Annotated in this window: 22 protein-coding genes; 4 read left to right on the top strand and 18 right to left on the bottom strand. The window is 65.6% G+C overall.

The genetic code is table 11. The features are described 5' to 3' along the window. Positions 1-7: 7 nt before the first annotated feature. Genes CH295_RS19750 through CH295_RS19725 form a run of 6 tightly spaced genes read right to left on the bottom strand, consistent with a single transcriptional unit; the run spans position 8 to position 5,562 of the window. Entirely contained in the window at positions 8-1,282 is a 1,275-nt protein-coding gene (locus tag CH295_RS19750; RefSeq protein WP_094741704.1) for a deoxyguanosinetriphosphate triphosphohydrolase, read from the bottom strand. After that, on the bottom strand, positions 1,283-1,999 hold the full coding sequence (locus CH295_RS19745) for a YdcF family protein (protein WP_037193022.1): 717 nt from the start codon (positions 1,997-1,999) through the stop codon (positions 1,283-1,285). A 56-nt stretch (positions 2,000-2,055) separates the two neighbouring features. Then, positions 2,056-2,664 (bottom strand): response regulator transcription factor, encoded by a 609-nt coding sequence (locus tag CH295_RS19740; RefSeq protein ID WP_037193024.1) that lies wholly within the window; start codon positions 2,662-2,664, stop codon positions 2,056-2,058. Between the two features lie 12 nt (positions 2,665-2,676). Then, positions 2,677-3,786, bottom strand: coding sequence for a sensor histidine kinase (locus CH295_RS19735; RefSeq protein WP_094741845.1), 1,110 nt, complete (start codon positions 3,784-3,786; stop codon positions 2,677-2,679). 46 nt (positions 3,787-3,832) lie between these two features. After that, complete coding sequence (locus tag CH295_RS19730; RefSeq protein ID WP_094635530.1) at positions 3,833-4,636, bottom strand: ABC transporter permease; 804 nt, start codon at positions 4,634-4,636, stop codon at positions 3,833-3,835. Continuing rightward, positions 4,633-5,562: an ABC transporter ATP-binding protein gene (locus tag CH295_RS19725; RefSeq protein WP_094741844.1), complete on the bottom strand. Its 930-nt coding sequence runs from the start codon at positions 5,560-5,562 to the stop codon at positions 4,633-4,635. The genes CH295_RS19730 and CH295_RS19725 overlap by 4 nt, the downstream gene beginning before the upstream one ends. 128 nt (positions 5,563-5,690) lie before the next feature. Between CH295_RS19725 and CH295_RS28445 the strand changes: the two genes are divergently transcribed. Beyond that, entirely contained in the window at positions 5,691-7,727 is a 2,037-nt protein-coding gene (locus tag CH295_RS28445; RefSeq protein ID WP_288143194.1) for a TPM domain-containing protein, read from the top strand. Positions 7,728-7,796: 69 nt separating this feature from the next. On the opposite strand, the gene CH295_RS19715 is transcribed toward CH295_RS28445, so the two are convergent. After that, positions 7,797-9,182: a glycine--tRNA ligase gene (locus CH295_RS19715; protein ID WP_032379159.1), complete on the bottom strand. Its 1,386-nt coding sequence runs from the start codon at positions 9,180-9,182 to the stop codon at positions 7,797-7,799. Positions 9,183-9,367: 185 nt separating this feature from the next. On the opposite strand from CH295_RS19715, the gene CH295_RS19710 reads away from it, so the two are divergent. Then, positions 9,368-9,829: an ArsR/SmtB family transcription factor gene (locus CH295_RS19710; protein ID WP_306437421.1), complete on the top strand. Its 462-nt coding sequence runs from the start codon at positions 9,368-9,370 to the stop codon at positions 9,827-9,829. Next, positions 9,826-10,266: a Fur family transcriptional regulator gene (locus CH295_RS19705; protein WP_094741703.1), complete on the top strand. Its 441-nt coding sequence runs from the start codon at positions 9,826-9,828 to the stop codon at positions 10,264-10,266. Before CH295_RS19710 ends, CH295_RS19705 begins: the two co-directional genes overlap by 4 nt. A gap of 6 nt (positions 10,267-10,272) precedes the next feature. Here CH295_RS19705 and CH295_RS19700 read toward each other — a convergent pair whose 3' ends face one another. Genes CH295_RS19700 through recO form a run of 4 tightly spaced genes read right to left on the bottom strand, consistent with a single transcriptional unit; the run spans position 10,273 to position 13,336 of the window. Further along, positions 10,273-11,265, bottom strand: a complete 993-nt coding sequence (locus tag CH295_RS19700) for an iron-siderophore ABC transporter substrate-binding protein (RefSeq protein ID WP_037193032.1) — start codon at positions 11,263-11,265, stop codon at positions 10,273-10,275. 50 nt (positions 11,266-11,315) lie between these two features. Further along, complete coding sequence (locus tag CH295_RS19695; protein ID WP_094741702.1) at positions 11,316-11,735, bottom strand: hypothetical protein; 420 nt, start codon at positions 11,733-11,735, stop codon at positions 11,316-11,318. Further along, positions 11,728-12,546 carry an isoprenyl transferase gene (locus CH295_RS19690; RefSeq protein ID WP_052047848.1) on the bottom strand — a complete coding sequence of 273 codons (819 nt, stop codon included), beginning with the start codon at positions 12,544-12,546 and terminating at the stop codon, positions 11,728-11,730. The genes CH295_RS19695 and CH295_RS19690 overlap by 8 nt, the downstream gene beginning before the upstream one ends. Next, complete coding sequence (gene recO, locus CH295_RS19685; RefSeq protein ID WP_094741701.1) at positions 12,503-13,336, bottom strand: DNA repair protein RecO; 834 nt, start codon at positions 13,334-13,336, stop codon at positions 12,503-12,505. The genes CH295_RS19690 and recO overlap by 44 nt, the downstream gene beginning before the upstream one ends. 73 nt (positions 13,337-13,409) lie before the next feature. On the opposite strand from recO, the gene CH295_RS19680 reads away from it, so the two are divergent. Continuing rightward, entirely contained in the window at positions 13,410-14,831 is a 1,422-nt protein-coding gene (locus tag CH295_RS19680) for an amidase (RefSeq protein ID WP_094741700.1), read from the top strand. 12 nt (positions 14,832-14,843) lie between these two features. Here CH295_RS19680 and era read toward each other — a convergent pair whose 3' ends face one another. The 7 genes from era to dnaJ all read right to left on the bottom strand — a co-directional run bounded on the left by era (position 14,844) and on the right by dnaJ (position 21,553). Beyond that, positions 14,844-15,758, bottom strand: a complete 915-nt coding sequence (gene era, locus CH295_RS19675; RefSeq protein ID WP_094741699.1) for a GTPase Era — start codon at positions 15,756-15,758, stop codon at positions 14,844-14,846. Positions 15,759-15,775: 17 nt separating this feature from the next. Beyond that, complete coding sequence (locus tag CH295_RS19670) at positions 15,776-17,098, bottom strand: hemolysin family protein (RefSeq protein WP_094741698.1); 1,323 nt, start codon at positions 17,096-17,098, stop codon at positions 15,776-15,778. A gap of 40 nt (positions 17,099-17,138) precedes the next feature. Further along, on the bottom strand, positions 17,139-17,681 hold the full coding sequence (gene ybeY, locus CH295_RS19665) for an rRNA maturation RNase YbeY (RefSeq protein WP_032394543.1): 543 nt from the start codon (positions 17,679-17,681) through the stop codon (positions 17,139-17,141). Positions 17,682-17,729: 48 nt separating this feature from the next. Further along, complete coding sequence (locus CH295_RS19660; protein ID WP_032394544.1) at positions 17,730-18,773, bottom strand: PhoH family protein; 1,044 nt, start codon at positions 18,771-18,773, stop codon at positions 17,730-17,732. A 93-nt stretch (positions 18,774-18,866) separates the two neighbouring features. Continuing rightward, entirely contained in the window at positions 18,867-19,622 is a 756-nt protein-coding gene (locus CH295_RS19655) for an alpha/beta hydrolase family protein (RefSeq protein ID WP_094741697.1), read from the bottom strand. After that, positions 19,619-20,392: a 16S rRNA (uracil(1498)-N(3))-methyltransferase gene (locus tag CH295_RS19650; RefSeq protein WP_094741696.1), complete on the bottom strand. Its 774-nt coding sequence runs from the start codon at positions 20,390-20,392 to the stop codon at positions 19,619-19,621. Before CH295_RS19650 ends, CH295_RS19655 begins: the two co-directional genes overlap by 4 nt. Positions 20,393-20,395: 3 nt before the next feature. Continuing rightward, complete coding sequence (dnaJ, locus tag CH295_RS19645) at positions 20,396-21,553, bottom strand: molecular chaperone DnaJ (protein WP_094635539.1); 1,158 nt, start codon at positions 21,551-21,553, stop codon at positions 20,396-20,398. Positions 21,554-21,559: the final 6 nt, after the last annotated feature.

The following is a 21,559-nucleotide window of genomic DNA, read 5'->3' as shown; positions in this document are numbered from 1 at the left end:
GGCGCGGTCAGCCCCAGCTGGCCTGAGCTCCGAGTGACCGCTTGTCGATGAGTTCGAGTCGACTTTCGGTGTACGACGCGATCTGGTCGACGACCACACGAGTCCGTTCCGCGTCGCTGTCGGCCCGCTGCCAGGCGGGCACCAGAATGGGGTCCAGTTCGCCCGGAGCCGAGCGCATCAACCACTCGGCGACGCGGTGGATACGGTCGCGTTGGCGCTCCTGGCGAATCTTGTGGCCGGCGTCGGACATCACGTACCGCAATGCCATCGTCTTGAGCAACGCCACCTCCGAGCCGACGATCGACGGCACCACCAGATCGGCGTCGTATCGGCTCAGCGGCGCAGTGCCGTACTTCTCGTGGGTGCCCTCGATGGCGGCGGTCGCGAAGCGTCCGACCAGTTCACTGGTCATGTGTTTGAGCGCGACGGAGGCTTCGAGGGTGCCGTCGTAACGTCCGACCGCGACCACGACGGGCATTCTCGACAGTCGATCGGCAGCCTCGATCAGTTCGTCGACATCGAGCCCGCGAAATTCCGCGACGCCGAGTTCGGCGAGGGCGCGTCGCTCGATCGGATCGGACAGAGCCCGTAGGTCGATTCGAGCGTCGATGACGCCGTCCTCGACGTCGTGCACCGAGTACGCCACGTCGTCGGACCAGTCCATGCTCTGCGCTTCGAGGCACTTGTGCTTGTCCGGCGCACCGTCACGCACCCAGCCCAGAATGGCGGAGTCGTCGTCGTAGGCACCGAATTTCGCGCCGGGCGCGGGCCTGATCCACGGATATTTGGTGGCCGCGTCGAGCGAGGCTCGGGTCAGGTTGAGTCCTGCGCTGCGGCCGTCGGCGTCGAGGATCTTCGGCTCGAGTCCGGTGAGAATGCGGAGGTTCTGTGCGTTGCCCTCGAAGCCACCGCAGTTCTGGGCCACTTCGTCGAGGGCGCGTTCACCGTTGTGTCCGTACGGCGGGTGGCCGATGTCGTGCGCCAGCCCGGCGAGGTCCACCAGATCGGGATCGCTGCCCAGACCCTCGGCGATGCTGCGGCCGATCTGGGCAACTTCGAGCGAGTGCGTCAATCGCGTGCGCGGGGTGTCTCCGTCTCGAGGACCGGTGACCTGCGTCTTGTCGGCGAGCCGGCGCAGGGCGGCGCAGTGCAACACGCGCGCTCGATCGCGCGCGAAGGCGCTTCGATGCGAGGCGTTGTCCGCCCCGGCTCGCAGTCCTGCGGTCTTCGGAGGTTCGGGGACGAATCGTTCGACGTCGTGTGCCGAGTATGTGCCGGTCATCTACTGGCCTGCCGTGTAGGAGAAGTCCGCAGTGAAGTGGGTCAGCTGGTACCACAGCAGAGCGCCTGTCTCCCTGGCGATTCCGTGCGCCTGGGATTCTCTGGTGTAGACCGCGGGACCGGTGCGTGTCGGTGAGGTCCAGGCGTCGAGTCCGGCGTCGCGCGCCATGGTTCGGGTGCGTAGTGAATGCCATGGATCGCTGACCAACACCACCGACGACTTGCCCTGTTCGCGCAGGGTGTTGCTCACTGCCTCGATGCTCTCGAGGGTGTCCGAGCCGGTCTCGACGGCAGTGATGGCGTCGGCAGGAACTCCCTGATCGATCAGATAGTTGCGGCCCGAGGCGGCCTCGGTGAACAGATCGCCCTCCTGCTTTCCGCCGACGGTGACGATCTCGGGGGCAATTCCCTGTTCGTACAGTGACGCGGCCTGGTCCAGTCGTGCCTCGAACACAGTCGAGGGTGTGCCGCTGTACTGCGCCGCGCCGAGCACCACGATGGCGTCCGCCTTGGAATAGTCGTCGATGCGCGCCACCTGCCATACCCGCACCGCTGTTCCGGCGACCAGCACCAACGACATCAGGATCACTCCCGCGACCAGCCGGCCGGTCCAGCGTCCGAGCGTTCCGAAGAAGCCGAGGCGCTCGGGACCGGGGTCCGGGGCATACCGATCGTCGTACGGGTCGCCGTACGAATCTCGGTCGAGAGTTGAATTCACCCCTCGAGTTTGCCAGGCCTACGCATCTTCGGTGGCAGCGGCGCGCCTCGCAGGACCTACAGCCACCCTCGGTCCTCCGCCACTCGCACCGCTTCGGCTCTAGTGCTGGTGCCGGTCTTCCCTATCGCCGACGACAGGTGATTGCGCACCGTTCCCTCCGAGAGGTGGACCTGAGCAGCGATGGACCCTGCCGTCCCGCCCCGGGCAGCCGCGCGGAGAACCTCCTGCTCTCGGGCCGTCAGTGGAGAGACGCCGTCGGTCAGGGTTTCGGTCGCCAGCGTCGGATCGACCACGCGAAGCCCCATGTGCACGCGCCGAACGGCGTCGGCCAGCTGCTTGGCGGGGGTGTCCTTGACCACGAAGCCCGACGCACCCGCATCGATGGCGCGTCGGAGGTAGCCGGGTCGACCGAATGTGGTGACGATCAGCACCCTCGACTGCGGCGCGACGAGCGCGAGTTCGGCGGTGACCTCGATCCCGTTCTTTCCCGGCATCTCCACGTCGAGCAGAACGACGTCGGGTCGATGTTCGAGAACGGCAGCGGCAACCTCGTCCCCGCGTCCCACCTCGGCGACGACCTCGAGATCGTGTTCGAGCCCCAGCAGAGCTGCAAGTGCACCCCGCACCAGAGCCTGATCGTCGGCCAGCAACAGTGTGATGGTCATTGCGCCTGCGTCCTATTCACCGTGTACCTCCACCCTGAAACCGCCGGTCGGCACCCGGGCGATCGTCAGTACACCACCCGCGGCAGCCACGCGTTCACCGAGACCGCGCAGACCGTTGCCGCCGGACTCCTTGTCTGCCGGTCCCACTCCGTCGTCGACGATGGAGATGCTCGACGCCGTCAGCGTCACCCGGCAGTGCCGTGCGCTCGAGTGTCGAACCACGTTGGTCACCGCTTCCCGGATCACCCAACCGAACAGTTCTCGGTGTCGCAGCGGCACCACGTCGGCGTCACAGGGAAGATCGGCGTCGATTCCCGCGGCAGTCAATGCCGTTTGCGCACTTGCCAATTCGGATCCGATGTCGACCTGCCGCATACCTCCGACGGTACTGCGCACATCGGCAAGTGCTTGCCGAGCAAGGGTTTCCAGCTCTGCGATCTCGACGGCCGCTCGCGCGGGGTCGATCTCGATCAACCTGCCGGCCAGTTCGCTCTTGACGGTGATGACGGTCAGGGAATGGCCGAGGATGTCGTGCACGTCCCGGCTCATGCGCTCGCGTTCGGCCACGATGGCCAGGTCTGCCAATTGTTGCCTGGCCACGGCCAATTCGTGATTGCGCTGGAACACCTGGGTGATGCCCCAGGCCGCGGCCGCGCTGATCAGCAGCTGAAATGCGAAGAAGGTGTCGGGCTCCCAGGACGACAAGAAGCGTGGCACCGCCTCGACGAGCGCGACCATCACCAACACCAACGCCCACGCTTGCCTGACCGGCAGGGTCATCATGGCCAGTACTGCGATGTAGACGGTCGCGCCGAATGCGGTGGTTCCTATCGACACGCTCATGATCACGGTCAGCGCGATCATGACCCCGAGCGCGATCCACGCCTGCGAGACCGGCAGTGGCTTTCCTCGGCGGTGTCCGTTACGAAAACGCCAGAAAGTGGACGTGAACACGGCACCGAAGGCAACGATCGTCATGACCCCGGCAACCTTCGCCGGCACGTAGTCCAGAGCAAGGATGTCGTTCAACGGATAGATCAGGTACACCAGCCAGATGGCTCCGAACATCCAGCCGAACCGCCAGATCCGGCCCTCGGGAAGGTCGGCGGTGAACGTGGTCATGCCGCCCACGGTATCTCTGTGGACGACATGATCAGTGGTTTCGGTCTCAGGCACGCTTGGTGTCTCTTCGGAACAGCAACGCAGCTCCGGCGACGAACACCGTCGCCCACACCACCAGGTTGATCACGGCGATCAGCAAGGTTCCGGTGTCAGCGGAGGTGAACGGTGCCCGGGTGATGGTGGCCAGGCCGTAGAGCGGGGTGAACTGGGCCAGCATCGGGAACCAGCCGCTGTCGCCGAGCGGAACGAACAATCCGCCGGCCAACGCCAGGAACGCCAGCACCGGTCCGAGGATCTGCATGACGTTCTCCGACGGCAGCAGGTACCCCATGAACAAGCCGAATGCAGCGAAGACTGCGGACCCGAGCCACGCGATCACACCGCATGCGAGCCACACCCAGATCGGCATGTCGGCCCCGAAGAACTTCGCGACGACGAACACCACGACGATGGCTGCTGCACCCATGGTCATGGCCACGAGGACCTTGGTGACGATGTAGGCGACGGGCTTGAGCGGGGTCAACCGCAACTGTCGGCTCCACCCCTGAGCTCGTTCGACCGACACCATCGCTCCCCCGCTGGTGGTGGCGAGCATCGCGCCGTAGACCGCCATGCTGATGGCGATGTACGCGGTGACGTTCCCATGCGCGAACGGGTAGTCGGTCCGGTAGTCGGACTGCGTACCGAAGATGACGAAGAACACCGGCGGCATCACCAACGTGAAGATCAGAGTTCGCTTGTTTCGGAAGAGCCTGCGAATTTCGAGTCCGAGGAACGTAGGCGAGAAGCCGCCCCAGGCAACGGCTCTGGCAGAGGTGCGGGTGGTGGCGGGGTGAGTGCTCGTGGTCATCGGATGCTCCCGGCGAGGTCGTTTTCGGCTGTGTCGTTTTGTGAGTCGGTGGTCAGGGCGAGGAATGCGTCCTCCAGGTTGCGCGAGACGATCTCCAGATCGGTCGCGTGCGCGTCGTTGAGTAGGTAGCGGGCCACGGCGTCGGAGTCACGTCCGTGCACGATCACCCGATCGCCGCGCGTCTCGACGCGGTCCACTCCGGGCAGAGAGAGCAGCATCGACTGGTCGACGCCGGGCAGCGTGGCGGTGACGGTGCGTCCTGCCGCCAGGTTCTTCACCTCGGCGGCGCTGCCGTCGGCGACGATCTTGCCGTGCCGCACCAACACGATCCGGTCGGCGTAGGCGTCGGCCTCGTCGAGGTAGTGCGTTGCGAAGAGCACCGTTCGGCCGGTGCTGGCGTCCTGACGAATGGCGTTCCAGAAGTCGCGACGACCCTCGACATCCATGCCGGTGGTCGGCTCGTCCAGCACCAACAGGTCCGGATCGGGCAACAGTGCGAGCGCGAACCGAAGGCGTTGTTGCTGACCGCCGGAGCATTTCGCCACTCGCCGATCTCCGATGTCGGCGATGCCTGCCCGGGTGAGAACCTCCTTCACCGACCGGGTGCGGGCGAACAGTGCCGACGTCAGCTCCACGGTTTCGCGGACGGTCAGATCGCGCAGCAGACCGCCGGTCTGCATGACGGCCGAGATGCGGCCCTGGGCGATCGCGTCGGCCGGAGTGCCGCCGAACACCGACACCGACCCGGTGGTGGGTGTTGCCAGGCCGAGCATCATGTCGATGGTGGTCGTCTTTCCCGCTCCGTTGGGTCCGAGGAATGCGACGACCTCGCCCGGTTCGATGGACAGGCTGAGCCCGTCGACCGCCCGGACCGAGCCATAGGTCTTGGTGACGTTTCGCAGTTCGACTGCCTTCGTTGTGGTCATGGGAATCACTCTGCTGCGATCGGGCGGCTCCGACCTCGTTCGAGCGTCACGATTGCGGGGTGACAACTGTCATGCGTCCGGATCGACCTGCTCGATGTCCTCGCCGCCCAGCCGGTAGATTTCAGCGCATGGCAGTCCAGCACCGGCGGCACACCAGCGCCCCAGTCGTTCGAGCAGCAATCCATCGATTTCGTCGTCTCGCCGCCGTGGGTGCTCTGACCCTGTTCGCCGCGGTCCTGCTCGCGCCAGGGGTTGCATCCGCCGAGGCTCCCTCGCGGCTGGCCACCCAGATCACCGACAACGTCCAGGCACTCGACCCGGATGCCCTCGCCGAGGTCCAGACCTCGATCGACGACCTCTACGGCAACAGTCAGGTCCGGTTGTGGGTCACCTATGTCGCGGACTTCGACAACCTGTCGGCGGCGAACTGGGCCGAGCAGACTGCGTCGAGAAGTGACCTCGGTCAGCGCGACGTTCTGCTCGCCGTGGCGACCGTGGACCGTTCGTACTACCTCGGTGTGAACACCGGGCTGTCTCAGATCACCACCTCCGAGCAAGATTCGATCCGTCTCGACGACGTCGAACCTGCACTGCGCGAAGAAGATTGGTCCGGTGCGGCCATTGCGGCAGCCGGTGCACTCGGCGACGCGTATGCCTCGAGCGGCAGTGGTGGCTCGTCGGCACCACTGCTGATCGGCGTCGGCGTACTGGCCGTGGCCGGCGGCGGAGCCGTCGTCTACTCCTCCCGGCGCAAGAAGGCCCGCGTCGCCGCCGAGGTCGAAGCCGTGGCGAAGATCGACCCGAGCGACCCGGCCGCACTGGCCGCCTTCCCCATCGACGTTCTCGACACCCGCGCCAAGGAAATTCTGGTCGAGACCGACAACGCGGTGCGCGCCAGCGAAGAGGAATTGAATCTCGCCCGTGGAGAGTTCGGAGATTCTGCGGCAGCAACGTTCATCGCCGCCCACGACAACGCCAAGAAGGCTCTCGCGTCCGCCTTCGAGATCCGCCAACGTCTCGACGATGCCATTCCGGAAACTCCCGATCAGCGACGGGCGATGCTCGTCGAGATCATCTCCTCCTGTGGCCAGGCCGATCGCGAACTCGATTCGCGGGTGGAGGAATTCGACGGGTTCCGCGATCTCGTGATGAACGCCGACGCCCACCTCGACGAACTGACCCAGGCCGTCGTCGGCTTGACGGTGAGAATCCCGCAATCCGAATCGGTTCTCACCGAGCTGCATTCGGAGTTCGCCGCCTCCGCCCTGTCCTCGATCGCGGACAACGTCACGATGGCCAAGGACCGTATGGCCCTGGCCGAGGACAACATCGAGGCCGGCCGTAAGGCGGCAGCACTGCCGCCAGGAAAGCAGGGGCCTGCGGTCACCGCGATTCGTACGGCCGAACGAGCCGTCGACCAGGCCAAGACCCTGCTCGACGGTGTCGACCATGCCCGGGACGACATCAGGCATGCCATCGCCACCCTGCCCGACGCCATCGCGGACGTTCGCCGCGACATCGAGCAGGCTCGCGGCTTGGCCGAACACGGTGGAGCCGAACTGCAGTCGGCGATGACTGCGGCGCAGACGGCGCTGAAGAACGCGGAGACGGCGCAGTCCTCGGACCCTCTCGGCAGCTACACCGCGCTCGCGGCGGCCGACGCCGAACTCGAGAAGATCGTCGACGAGGCGTCGGCGGACAAGGCGGCCGAGGACCAACTGCGGGCCCGTCTGGATCGCGACATCGCGGCCGCTCAGGCGCAGATCACCGCTGCCGCGGACTACATCTCGACACGTCGCGGCGGGGTGGGTGCCGACGCCAGAACGCGCCTGTCCGAGGCCGAACGCCACCTCGGTGCGGCTCGCCAACTCGAGGCCGAGAACCCCGACGAAGCCCTCAAACATGCACACGCAGCCAGCCAATTGGCGTCACGCGCATCGCAGATCGCCCAGGCCGATGTACAGAACTGGGAGAATCGTCACGGCCCGCGCGGTGGCGGTAGCGGCGGCAACGTTGCGGGAGCCGTGCTCGGCGGCATCCTGATCAACAGCGTGCTTCGCGGCGGCGGAGGTGGCGGAGGCTTCGGTGGCGGATTCGGCGGCGGCGGGGGCTTCGGAGGCGGCGGCGGTGGCGGCGGATTCGGCGGTGGTGGCGGCCGCTTCTGACCCACCCATCGACAGCCGACAGGGCCCGATCTCATCGCGAGATCGGGCCCTGTCGGGTGAGTGAGGTTCTTACGCGCCGATCAGACGAGACGCGATGTAGCCCTCGACCTGATCGAGTGCCACACGCTCCTGCGCCATCGTGTCGCGCTCGCGGATGGTGACGGCATGATCGTCGAGGGTGTCGAAGTCGACGGTGATGCAGAACGGGGTGCCGATCTCGTCCTGACGACGGTAGCGGCGACCGATGGCTCCGGCGTCGTCGAATTCGACGTTCCAGTACTGACGCAGTTGCTGCGCAAGATCTTTCGCTTTGGGCGTCAGATCGGCGTTGCGCGAGAGCGGGAGCACCGCGACCTTGACCGGAGCGAGACGACGGTCGAGCTTGAGTACGACACGCTTGTCGACGCCGCCCTTGGCGTTGGGGGCCTCGTCCTCGGTGTACGCGTCGACGAGGAACGCCATCAGCGAACGCGTCAGTCCTGCGGCCGGCTCGATGACGTACGGGGTGTAGCGGGTGTCGGTGGCCTGCTCGTAGTAGCTCAGGTCCTGACCCGACGCCTTCGAGTGCACCGAGAGGTCGTAGTCGGTGCGGTTCGCGACGCCCTCGAGTTCGCCCCAGGCACTGCCCTGGAAGCCGAACTTGTACTCGATGTCCACGGTGCGCTTGGAGTAGTGCGACAGCTTCTCCTTGGCGTGCTCGTAGAGCCGCAGGTTTTCCGGATCGATACCGAGATCGGTGTACCACTTCATGCGGTAGTCGATCCAGTACTGATGCCACTCGTCGTCCTCGCCCGGCTTGACGAAGAACTCCATCTCCATCTGCTCGAACTCACGGGTGCGGAAGATGAAGTTGCCGGGAGTGATCTCGTTGCGGAAGCTCTTGCCGATCTGGCCGATACCGAACGGAGGCTTCTTGCGTGAGGTGGTCAGCACGTTGGCGAAGTTGACGAAGATGCCCTGTGCGGTCTCGGGACGCAGGTAATGCAGGCCCTCTTCGTTGTCGACCGGGCCGAGGAAGGTCTTGAGCAGTCCCGAGAATGCACGCGGTTCGGTCCAGGAGCCGGGCTCACCGGTCTCGGGGTCGCGAATGTCGGCGAGGCCGTTCTCCGGCGGGTGGCCGTGCTTCTCCTCGTAGGCCTCGATGAGGTGATCGGCGCGATAGCGCTTGTGGGTGTGCAGCGACTCCACCAGCGGGTCGGAGAACGTCTCGACGTGGCCCGACGCCTCCCACACCTGACGCGGCAGGATCACCGAGGAATCCAGCCCGACGGTGTCGTCGCGGCTGGTGATCATGTTGCGCCACCACTGCTTCTTGATGTTCTCCTTGAGCTCGACGCCCAGCGGGCCGTAATCCCAGGCCGACTTGGTACCGCCGTAGATCTCGCCGCACGGGTAGACGAGGCCTCTGCGCTTGGCGAGGTTGGCGACGGTTTCGACTTTGGACTTGGGTGCCACTGGCGGAGCTCTCCATCTTCGGTTACATCGTGTAAGAGGTGACGTGGGCGGTTTTCGCCCTGATCAGACTATCTGGCTCGGCGATCGAATCCGAACAGCGGTCGAGTCGGGAAGTTGACATGCGCACCTGTGCATACCACAATGAATACGATTTGCAATAACAACTACTGCACTAACCTGGTGCCATGACGTCGATCGTGCAGGGAGAGTCCGCCGGCAACGAGCCGGCGACCGAAGGAGCCGCAACCGTGTCCACGGACTCGACAGTGGAAGCAAGTTCGACCCACAGGCAGGACCCCGAGCATCCGTTGCACTCCGGCGATCCGTTCGCCGTCGCTCCCCCGGCTCACATTCCGCCGAAGGAGACACTGACTGCGGCGGGCGACATCCTGCGAGCACTCGCGGCTCCGGTACGCATCGCCATCGTGCTGCAGCTGCGCGAGTCCGAGCGATGCGTCCACGAACTCGTCGTCGCCCTCGGTGTCACTCAGCCGTTGATCAGCCAGCACCTTCGGGTACTCAAGGCAGCGGGTGTGGTGCGTGGAGAACGCAACGGCCGTGAGGTCCTGTACCGACTGGTCGACGATCACCTCTCCCACATCGTCGTCGACGCCGTGGCCCACGCCGAGGAAGGCCGGAACCCGTGACCGACAAGTCCACCGATACCGCAACCCCCAGACGACCGGTCGTCGTCGGGGTGCGAGCCACCAAACAGCGCAGCGCGATCTCGGACCTGCTCGACACCATCGAAGAGTTCAAATCCGCACAGGATCTGCACGACGAATTGCGCAAGCGCGGTAAGGGCATCGGCCTCACCACGGTGTATCGCACACTCCAGACCTTGGCGGACGCCGGGACCGTCGACGTACTCCGCACCGACAACGGCGAGTCGGTCTACCGGCGCTGCTCGTCCGGACATCACCATCACCTGGTGTGCCGCTCGTGTGGTTTCACCGTCGAGGTCGAAGGCCCCACCGTCGAGAAGTGGTCGCAGAGCGTCGCCGAGTCCAACGGCTTCGGCGACGTGAGCCACACGATCGAGATCTTCGGCACCTGCAGTCAGTGCAGCGCTGCCGCTCGGTGAATCTGCTCAGGCGACGGCCTCTGCCACGCGAGGTACCAACGCGTCGATGGCGAACGGAATCGACAGCACCGAGTTGTACGTGATCGCTCCACGCTGATCGGTGGACAACGGAACGATCGCGTCATTCCGTGCAGCGTCGAGCGTTCCGAATATCGGGTTCTCGGCCACCACGTCGATGTCGTCACCGGTACCGAGGTAGAGCACCAGATCCGCGTCGAGCATCGAGATGTTCTCGGCCCCGACCGGAACGAAGAAGTTGGTGCCGTCGTCCTCGGCGCGGATCGCTTCCGGGACCTCGAAGCCCAGCGAGGTGACGAATGTACCGCGGGCATCACCGGGCAGAAATGCGCCGAACTGGCCGTCGTACGGAAGCACCACTGCTGCCGTCTTGCCTGCGAACTCGGGATGTTCGCTTCGAACCTGCTCGAGCGCAGCGGTGGTCTGCGCATTCAACTCCTCGCCGCGGTCGCGTTCACCCATCGCGCGCGCGATGGTGTCGGTGGCCACCTCACGATCGACGGCATAGGCGGCAGATCCTGCAGGTCGGGCGACAGTCGGCGCGATGCCGCTGAGCCTTTCGTACGTCGCCTCGTCGAAACCTGCATTGAGTCCGGTGATCAGATCCGGTGCCAGAGAGGCGATCAGCTCGAAGTTCGGCTCGGACTCCGAGCCCAACAGCGTCAACGGCGCGTCACCGACCAACTCGTCGGTCCACGGTCCCAGTCCGGTCTCGTAGAACGTGTACCCGGTGTTGCCGACGGGAACGGTGCCGAGCGCGATGACGGCATCGGCGTCGGACACCCCGAGCGTGACGATGCGAGTGGGCTTCTCCGGAATGGTCGTGCTGCCGTAGATGTGATCGATGACCACCGGGAATGCACCGTCCGCCGACTGCGTTGCCGTGTCGCCGGTGTCGGCGGTCGAACAGGCCGTCACCGCCACACCGAGGGCGATCACCGCCACCACAGCCGTGAGCATTCGGGTCCACCGCACAGTCATTTGCATCCGCCTCTACTGGAAGTAAGTACAGGCAAACCTTAGCTGACGGATCAGGGCAGTAGACCCTCACGGGCCTTCTCGACTCCGGCGAGCACCAGAATGAGCATCGTCAACATTGCCTCGTCGTCCAGGCCGCTCGCGGGAAAGGTGTAGCGCAACAACACATCTGCGAGCTTGTCATGGGTGTTGACCGAGATCGCACCGAACTGCGAATCCGCATTGCGGTCGGCAACTTTCTTGTGCAGAGCCGGCTTCAGCGGCCGGTCCCACGCCAGGACAGCCGTCAGCGAGAGCACCTCGAGTTCGGGCGAGAGTCGAACGGCACGCAGCGAGCACAGAGCGCCCGCGTAGTCGAAACCGAGAGAACCCTCGTCACCGAGTGTGACCGTCGCGAACTGCGAGAGCGCCAACTGGGCACGGGCCTGCAACGAAAGCCCCTCGTCGGACGCCCCGTTCGCGATGTCACTCATATTTGACTCCACCGAATCGTCGGTCCCGCGAGGCGTATTCGATACACGCCTCCCACAGATCCCGACGGTCGAAATCCGGGAAGAGCTTCTTCTGGAACACGAACTCCGCATAGGCCGACTGCCAGAGCAAGAAGTTCGACGTCCGCTGCTCCCCCGACGGACGCAGAAACAGATCCACGTCGGGCATATCCGCTTCGTCGAGGTACTTGGCGACGGTGGCCTCGGTGATCTTCTCGGGGTTCAGCTTGCCCGCGGCCACCTGTCGAGCGATTTCCCTTGTGGCATCGGCAATCTCGGCTCGGCCACCGTAATTGACGCACATCGTCAACGTCATCACGGTGTTGTGCTTCGTCAACTCCTCGGCAACTTCGAGTTCCTTGATGACACTGCCCCACAACCTCGGTCGACGGCCGGCCCAGCGAACTCGGACACCCATCTCGTTCATCTCGTCGCGTCGACGACGAATGACGTCACGATTGAAGCCCATCAGGAACTTGACCTCGTCGGGACTGCGCTTCCAGTTCTCCGTCGAGAATGCGTACGCGGACAACCACTGCACCCCGATCTCGATGCACCCGCACACGGTGTCCATGAGGACCGCTTCACCCTGCTCGTGCCCCGCGGTGCGCGGCAGACCACGATCCTGTGCCCATCGACCGTTGCCGTCCATCACCAACGCAACATGGCGAGGAATCAATTCCGGCTGCAGGATCGGTGGCCGAGCGCCCGAGGGGTGCGGATCCGGCGGTCGCACTGCCGACTGCTCGTCAGGCCGGGGTTGCGGCTCTCGTCGTCGAATCACGGTCCCCATCCTGCCCGACGGTGTCGGCGAACACGGAGTCAGGTTGCGCCAGCGGCACCTGATGCGGGTGCGAGCGTTCGATGAGCGGCAACGTGCGCAGTTGACGCTCGAGGTGCCACTGCAGATGCGCCGCCACCAGGCCACTGGCCTGCTTGCGGACGGTATCGGAGGTGGTGACGGTGTAGTCCCACTCACCACGTTCGAGCGCCACCATCAGGTCCAGGACTCCGGTCGACGGCGTCGCCGATCCCGGCGGACGGCAGTGCACACACACCGCTCCACCTGCGGCGACATGAAATGCGCGATGTGGCCCGACTGCGGCGCAGCGCGCGCAATCGGTCAGTGCGGGTGCCCATCCGGCGAAGCCCATGGCTCGCAGCAGATACGCGTCGAGCACCAGCTCGGGAGGGCGGACGTGCTGGGCAAGTGCTCGAAGCGCACCGACGGTCAGCTGATGCAGTCGCTGCGCCGGTGCATGTTCCTCACCTGCCAGCCGCTCGGCAGTTTCGAGAACGGCACAACCGGTGGTGTAGCGACCGTAGTCGGCGACGATGTCTCCGCCGAACGCGTCGACCGTGTGCACCTGGGTGACGATGTCGAGGTTGCGGCCTGGATAGAGCAGAACGTCGATGTGCGCGAACGGCTCCAGCCGGGCACCGAACTTGGATTTGGTGCGGCGTACCCCTTTGGCGACGGCGCGCACGATCCCGTTCTCCTTGGTCAACAACGTGACGATGCGATCGGCCTCACCCAGCTTGTGCTGGCGCAGGACGACTGCGTTGTCACGGTATGGCCTCACGCTCTCCAGTGTCCCACGTGGGCTGCGGCGAAGACCGCTTCCCGCGCTGAAGACGAGTCGATACTGTGCAGGCGTGGATTTTCATCGGTCGACTCTCGTTGCCCAGGCTGCCGCTCTCGCGTCGGGTCACATCACGTCGGTACAGGCGGTCACCGAATCACTCGATCGCATCGAGAAGAGTCAACCCACGCTCAACGCGTTCCGCATCGTGCGCCGCGACGCCGCTCTCGCCGAGGCAGCCGAAGCGGATCGCCTGCGCGCCGACGGCACCACCGCTCCCCTGCTCGGCGTTCCCATCGCCGTCAAGGACGACGTCGATGTCACGGGCGAACCGACCGCCTTCGGTTGCGCGGGCGACTTCCCACCCGCAACCTCGGATTCGGAGGTGGTGCGCAGACTGCGTGCTGCCGGAGCGGTCATCGTCGGAAAGACCAACAGCCCGGAACTCGGCCAGTGGCCGTTCACCGGCGGTACATTCGGGCACACCCGCAATCCGTGGGACCGCGAGCGCACCCCCGGCGGCTCCTCGGGCGGTAGCTCTGCAGCAGTGGCTGCCGAATTGGTCTCTGCCGCTCTGGGTTCCGACGGTGCAGGCTCGGTGCGGATTCCGGCCTCGTGGACGAACCTGGTGGGGATCAAGCCGCAACGCGGACGCATCTCGTCGTGGCCGGAGCCCGAGGCATTCAACGGCATCACCGTCATCGGCCCGCTCGCACGTACCGTGGCCGACGCAGCCCTGCTCCTCGATGTGGTCTCGGGCAGTCACAACGGAGATCTGCATCGTCCGGCTCCGCTGACCGTCTCCGACGCCGTCGGACGCGATCCGGGTTCGCTGCGGATAGCGCTCAGCCTGCGCAAGCCGTTCATCCCGACGCCCGCACCACTGGACCCGGAGATCGCCGCTGCCGCGTACGAGATGGCAGCGGTGCTGCGATTGCTCGGGCACCGAGTGGTCGTCGACGACCCGGCGTACGGAATGTTGTTGGGGCTCAACTTCTTACCGCGCTCGCTCGCAGGCGTAGCGACCTGGCTCGACCGCCTTCCCGATCCGTCTCTCGCCGACCCGAGGACCCGGGCCAACGCCAAGAGCGGCCGGGCACTCGCCGGAGCCCCGTTGCGCGCAGCCCGTGCGGCCGAACCGCGCATCGGACGCCGCGTCGGCCGGTTCTTCGACGAGTACGACGTCGTACTCGCCCCGACGACGGCTACTCCGCCGCCGCGGATCGAGGCCATCGACGGCATCTCCAACGCCGATACCGATCGGGTCATCACCGAACACTGCCCGTACACCTGGCCGTGGAACGTGCTCGGCTGGCCGAGCGTCAACGTGCCCGCAGGATTCACCGCCGCCGGCCTACCCATCGGCCTGCAGTTGATGGGCCACGAATCCTCCGAGCCGCTGCTGGTATCGGTCGCCGCTCAACTCGAGAACGTGCTGCAGTGGCACCGCAAGCGCCCCGATCCCTGGTGGACCCAGGTGAGCGAAACCTCGTAGCCCACTACTGGATCAGAAGCCGAGCTTGCCCATCTGCTTCGGATCGGTCTGCCAGTCCTTGGCTATCTTGACGTGCAGGTCCAGGTAGATCCTGGTGCCGAGCATCTTCTCGATCTGCAGCCGCGACGCCGTGCCGACCTCTTTGAGTCGCGAACCGCCCTTGCCGATGATGATCGCCTTCTGGCTCGATCGCTCGACGTAGAGGATCGCGTGCACGTCGAGCATGTTGTCGTGGCCTTCACGGGGCACGACCTCGTCGATGACGACGGCCAGCGAGTGAGGCAGCTCGTCGCGGACACCTTCGAGCGCGGCCTCACGGATGAGTTCGGCCATGAGGATTTCCTCGGGCTCGTCGGTCAGCTCACCGTCGGGGTAGAACGCCGGCCCCGGTGGAAGTTCGGAGGCCAGCAGATCGACGAGCTTCTCGATCTGCTCGCCCGATTCGGCCGACACCGGAATGACGTGCGAATTCTCGCCGAGCAGCTTCGACAGCGACATCAGCTGCTGTACGACGCGTTCCTTCTTGACCTTGTCGATCTTGGTCACGATGCCGATGAGCGTCGTCTTGGGGGCGATGTGCCGCACCTGTTCGAGAATCCATCGGTCACCGGGCCCGATCTTCTCGTCCGCGGGGATGCAGAGTCCGATGACGTCGACCTCGGAGTAGGTGTCCTGCACGAGGTCGTTGAGACGTTGCCCCAGCAGCGTTCTCGGTCGGTGCAGGCCGGGAGTGTCGACCAGGATCAGCTGGGCGTGCTCGCGGTGCACGATGCCGCGAATGGTGTGCCGCGTCGTCTGGGGACGCGAGGACGTGATGGCGATCTTCGATCCCACCAACGCGTTGGTCAGTGTTGATTTGCCGGTGTTGGGTCGGCCCACGAAACAGACGAATCCGGATCGGAACTCACCGTTGTTCTGCTCGGACACAAGAGCACCTCCAGATTTCAGTGTTGGCGAGTGGCGTCGGACGAGTCGTCGTCCTCGGTGGAGTCTTCTTCGGGTTCGAGCTTCTCGACCAGGACCGTGACGATACGGACGCGGCCCTTGGGGTCGGCTCCACCTTCTCCGCGCAGCAGCAGGCCATGAGTGATCACTTGCGAACCGGGCAACGGTACTCGACCGAGCTCGTAGCCGAGGAGTCCGCCGACGGTGTCGACTTCCTCCGATTCGATGTCGATACCGAAGATCTCGCCGAGGTCCTCGAGCGGCACCCGCGAGGAGAGTCGATAGCGTCCGTCGTCGAGTTCCTCGATGGGCGCAACCTCGTCGGAATCGTATTCGTCGGCGATCTCGCCGACGATTTCCTCGATCACGTCCTCGATGGTCACCAGCCCGGCGATGCCCCCGTACTCGTCGACGAGCAGGGCCATGTGGTTTCGATCGCGCTGCATCTCGGCGAGCAGACTGTCGAGTGCCTTGGAGTCGGGAACGAATACGGCCGGACGCATCAGCTCGGACACCTGCACTCCGCGGCCACCGTCGGTGGAGTAATACGTCTGCTGCACAAGATCTTTGAGGTAGACGACACCCACCACGTCGTCCACGTTCTCGCCGATCACCGGGATGCGGGAGTGTCCGCTGCGCACGGCCAACGAGGTGGCCTGTCCTGCTGATTTGTCGGACTCGATCCACACCATCTCGGGGCGCGGGACCATGACTTCACGGGCCGAGGTGTCACCCAGCTCGAACACCGACTGGATCATCCGCCGTTCGTCGTCGGCCACGACGCCGCGCTCGCGGGCCATGTCCACCAGTTCTCGAAGCTCGATCTCGGAGGCGAAGGGGCCGTTGCGAAATCCCTTACCGGGGGTGATCGCGTTACCGATCAGGATGAGGAGTCTGCTGATCGGTCCGAGGAGCCACCCGAGTGCACGCAACGGAAGCGCGGCCGCCAACGCGATCGAGTACGCGTTCTGCCGACCGAGGGTTCGCGGACCGACACCGATCACGACGTAACTGACCAACACCATGGCCACCGCGGTGATCACCAACGCCATGGTGGAGTCGATCAACTGCGTCAGGCCACCCGCGAGCAAGACGGTGCCGCCGATTTCGCACAGAATGCGCAGCAGCACCATCAGGTTGACGTATCGCGGGCGGTCACCGACCACGACGACGAGGCCGGTGGCACCGGGGCGCTCGTCCTTGACCATGTCGTCGATTCGCGCACGCGAGACCGTGTTCAGCGCGGAATCGACGGCGGCGAACAGGCCTCCGAGAGGCACGAGAAGGACTGCGAACACGATGAGCGCAACAGCACTGCTCACGCGCTACGACCCCACACTTCCAGCTGTTCGACCACGCAGGTCATCGATCGAGTCCGTCGACGAAACCGGCCTTGCCGAGGAGCCGGGCATCGCGGGCGGCCTGTTCGGCGGCCTGCTCTGCCCGCCTGGCGTCTTCGTACCATTCGGCCAGCAGCCGGTTCTGCAGCTCGAACATTTCCTTCTCTTCGTCCGGCTCGGCGTGGTCGTAGCCGAGCAGGTGCAGTACACCGTGCACAGTCAGCAACGCCAGCTCGTGCTCGAGCGAATGACCAGCTGCAGCAGCCTGATCGGCGGCGAACGACGGGCACAGCACGATGTCGCCGAGCATCGCCGGTCCGGGTTCGGGGGCGTCGGGACGACCGCCCGGCTCGAGCTCGTCCATCGGAAACGACATCACGTCGGTGGGGCCTGGCAGATCCATCCACCGCATGTGCAGATCTGCCATCGTTGCCGAATCCACCAGCACCATCGACAGTTCCGCGGCGGGATGCACGTCCATGCCGGCGATCGCGAACCGTGCGACCGAGACCAGCTCGGGTTCGGAGATGTCCATCCCCGACTCGTTGGACACTTCGATACTCATCTAGCCACTACCCACGCTCTCGTTGCCTGTCGTTTTCGTACATCCGAATCATCTTCTCGCCGAACGCGGTCCACCGGTGCGGCGTTGCGCCCTGTTGGGAATGACGCCTTCCGATGTCGACTCGAACCGCTCGTACGCGTCGACGATCTCCGAGACCAATCGGTGTCGCACCACGTCGCTGCTGGTGAGCTGCGCGAAATGGATGTCGTCGACGTCGGTGAGGATCTCCGACGCCGCACGCAGCCCGGATCGCGCGCCACCGGGAAGGTCGACCTGAGTCACGTCGCCGGTCACGACGATCTTCGACCCGAATCCGAGTCGGGTCAGGAACATCTTCATCTGCTCGGCGGTGGTGTTCTGCGCCTCGTCGAGAATGATGAATGCGTCGTTGAGCGTGCGGCCGCGCATGTAGGCGAGCGGGGCGACTTCGATGACCCCGGCCTGCATCAGCTTGGGGATCGCCTCGTCGTCCATCATGTCGTGCAACGCATCGTGCAACGGACGCAGGTACGGGTCGATCTTCTCGTGCAGCGTTCCGGGAAGGAAGCCGAGCCGCTCCCCAGCCTCCACTGCCGGACGCGTCAGGATGATGCGGCTGACCTGCTTCGTCTGCAGTGCCTGCACGGCTTTCGCCATGGCCAGGTACGTCTTGCCGGTACCCGCGGGACCGATTCCGAACACGATGGTGTTGGCGTCGATCGCATCCACGTACCGCTTCTGATTCAGCGTCTTGGGGCGGATCGTCTTGCCGCGGCGCGAGAGGATGTCCAGGCTCAGCACCTCGGCCGGTGAATCCGACACGCCCTCGGTGAGCATGGCGATCGATCGGCGCACCGCATCGGGAGTCAATGGCTGAGCGCGCTTGGCCAACGCGGCCAACTCGGAGATCACCCGTTCGGCCAGCGCCACATCGGCCACTTTTCCGGTGAGCGTCACGGCGTTTCCTCGTACGTGGATATCTGCCGTCAGCATCTGTTCGAGCGCCCGCAGGTTCTCGTCGGACTGTCCCAGCAGTGGCATCACCGCTTCGGGGGCGAGTTCCAAGGTGGACCGAACGTCACGCTCGGCGGGAAATTCGCTGTGTTCACTCACGTGGTGGCTATGGCCTGCTCTCTGGTGTCGGCTAATCGGACGCGCACTTGGTATGGATCGAGTTTAACGCCGCAGCAACGATGCGCATTCCCATTACTCGCTGGTGGCACCGATCACCGCGTCGAGCGAGAGCGCCCAACACCGCGAATCGGGATTCAGGAAAGCGAAGTGGTCCTCCCCCGGCACGATCGTCAGTCGCGCGTCGTCCCCGGCAGCGCTCGCCAGCGCTACGTACCGCTCGCTCTGCGCCGCGGGTACCTGGATGTCCTCGGATCCGTGCAGGGCGATCGTCGGGATGCCGATGGGCGCGCGGGCCGCGGGTGAGGCCGACCGGTACAGGTCGGGATCGTCCTCGTACCGGGCCAGCAACAGCGCCTCGACTGCTGGGTTGGTGCGTCCCGCCGCACCGCGAGGTTCCAGGTCGAGCACGCCGGCCTGCGAGACGATGCGCGACGGGCGGACCTTCGTGCCGGTCTCGCCGCCGAGCCACACAGCCAGGTGTCCGCCTGCCGAGTGGCCGATGACGCGGACGTCGTCGATCCCGACCGGGGCATGGTGCTGCAGTTCCCCGGCGACCACGTCGAGTGCTGCGGTCACATCGGACTGCATCTCCTGCCAGTACCCACCTGCGCCGACGCGTCGGTACTCGATGTTCCACGCGACCGCTCCGGCTCCGGCGACTGCGCGGGCGAACTGGGTACCCAGAGTGGACCCGTACTGTCCGCTCCAGAAGCCACCGTGCACCACCACGACCACCGGCGTCCGGTGATCCATCGGCTCGGCAGGCAGGTAGAGGTGGCCGAACTGCTCCGGGTGATCGCCGTACTCGATCTTGATCCGCGCGCTCACGAGTTCTGGAAGTCGGGCGGTAGTTGGGTCCAGCGCGAGGTCAGGACACCCAGCGCGCCGAGAGCCACAGCTCCTGCCGTCGAGGTGCGCAGTACCGTCGGGCCCAGCACCACCGGCGTCGCACCCGCCTCGGTCAGAGCGGTGACCTCCCTGTCGTCGAGCCCGCCCTCGGGTCCGACGACGATCACGACCTCGGGCACCGAGTCGAACGGCAGATCCCGGAACGCCGAGGTGGCCGCCTCGTGCAACACGGCGACGATTCCGCCGCGCTCCACGACGCCGCGCACGAAGGCGCTGACCTCCCGCGAATCGTGCAACTCGGAGACCTCGGGGACGAATGCCCGACGCGACTGCTTGGCTGCCTCCGCCGCGGTGCTCCGCCACTTGGCGACGCCCTTGGTCGCTTTCGGGCCTTCCCACCGTGCGACGCATCGCGCGGACTGCCAGGGTACGACCGCGTCGACGCCCGCTTCGGTGGCCAGCTCGACGGCGAGTTCCGATCGGTCCGCCTTCGGCAGCGCCTGTACGAGCGTCACCACCGGAGTGGGACGCGGCATCTCGCTGCGCGACTGCACGGTCAGTTCCAGTCGGTTCTTCTCCGCTGCGGCGACGATCGCGTCGGCCAAGCCGCCTGCTCCGTCACCGAGAAGCACCCGCTCGCCGACGCGGATGCGTCGAACCGTCGCGGCGTGGTGCCCTTCCTTGCCGTCGAGCACCGCGAGCTCGCCGACGTTCGGCAGGGGCGAGAGGTAGAAGACCGTGGGGGCCATCGATCAGCGACCGCTGAATGCTTCCCGCAACCGCGAGAACAGCCCGCCGCTGTGTGCCGAACCGGTGGTGACGACCTCCGCCGAGTCGCGGTCGCGCATCGACCTGAGCTGTTCGAGCAGATGGGTCTGCTTGCTGTCGAGCTTGGTCGGCACGATGACCTCGAGGTGCGCGTGCAGATCGCCTCGAATGCCGGAGCGCAGCTTGGGCATACCGTGACCGCGCAGTACCGTCGTCGAATTCGGTTGTGTCCCTTGCTCGATCGAGATCTCGGTGGGTCCGTCGATGATCGCGTCGATGTTGACCGAGGTACCGAGCGCGGCGTCGACCATCGGGACGCGGACGGTGCAGTGCAGGTCGTCACCGTCGCGCACGAACACCTCGTGCTGCTGTTCGACGATCTCCACGTACAGGTCTCCAGCGGGACCGCCGCCGGGACCGACCTCGCCCTGCGAGGCCAGCCGGATCCGCATGCCGTTGCTCACGCCGACCGGCACCTTGACCGAGATGTCGCGACGCGACCGGACGCGACCGTCGCCGCCGCACTTGCGGCAGGGGTCGGGGATGGTCTCGCCTGCGCCGCGGCAGGTGGGGCACGGGCGGCTGGTCATGACCTGGCCGAGGAACGAGCGTTGCACCGACTGCACTTCACCGGCACCGCCGCAGGTTTCGCAGCGAACCGGCTTGGAATCGCCGTTGGTGCCCGAGCCCGTGCACAGGTCGCAGAGAATCGCCGTGTCGACGGTGATGTGCTTGGTCACGCCTGTGGCGCACTCGTCGAGGGTGAGCTTGGTACGCAGCAGTGAATCCGCGCCCGGCTGGACGCGCCCCTTCGGACCGCGCTGGGATCCGCCCGCGCCGCCCCCGAAGAACGCCTCGAACACATCTCCAAGGCCGCCGCCGAATCCGGCTCCACCGAATCCCCCGCCGCCGCCTCCGCCGCCCTGCTGCAGCGGGTCGCCGCCCAAGTCGACGATGCGACGCTTCTCCGGATCGGAGAGCACCTCGTATGCGGTGGAGATGTCCTTGAACCGAGCCTGCGCGGCCTCGTCCGGGTTGACGTCCGGGTGCAGTTCTCGCGCCAGCTTGCGGTAGGCGCGCTTGATCTCCTGGTCCGTCGCCTGCTGGCCGACGCCCAAAGTCCCGTAATAATCCCGTGCCACGTCGTC

Origin of the sequence: Rhodococcus sp. 14-2483-1-2, from assembly GCF_002259405.1 — a bacterium.
Taxonomy (GTDB): Bacteria; Actinomycetota; Actinomycetes; order Mycobacteriales; family Mycobacteriaceae; genus Rhodococcoides.
This window is presented reverse-complemented; position numbering and strand designations above follow the sequence as displayed.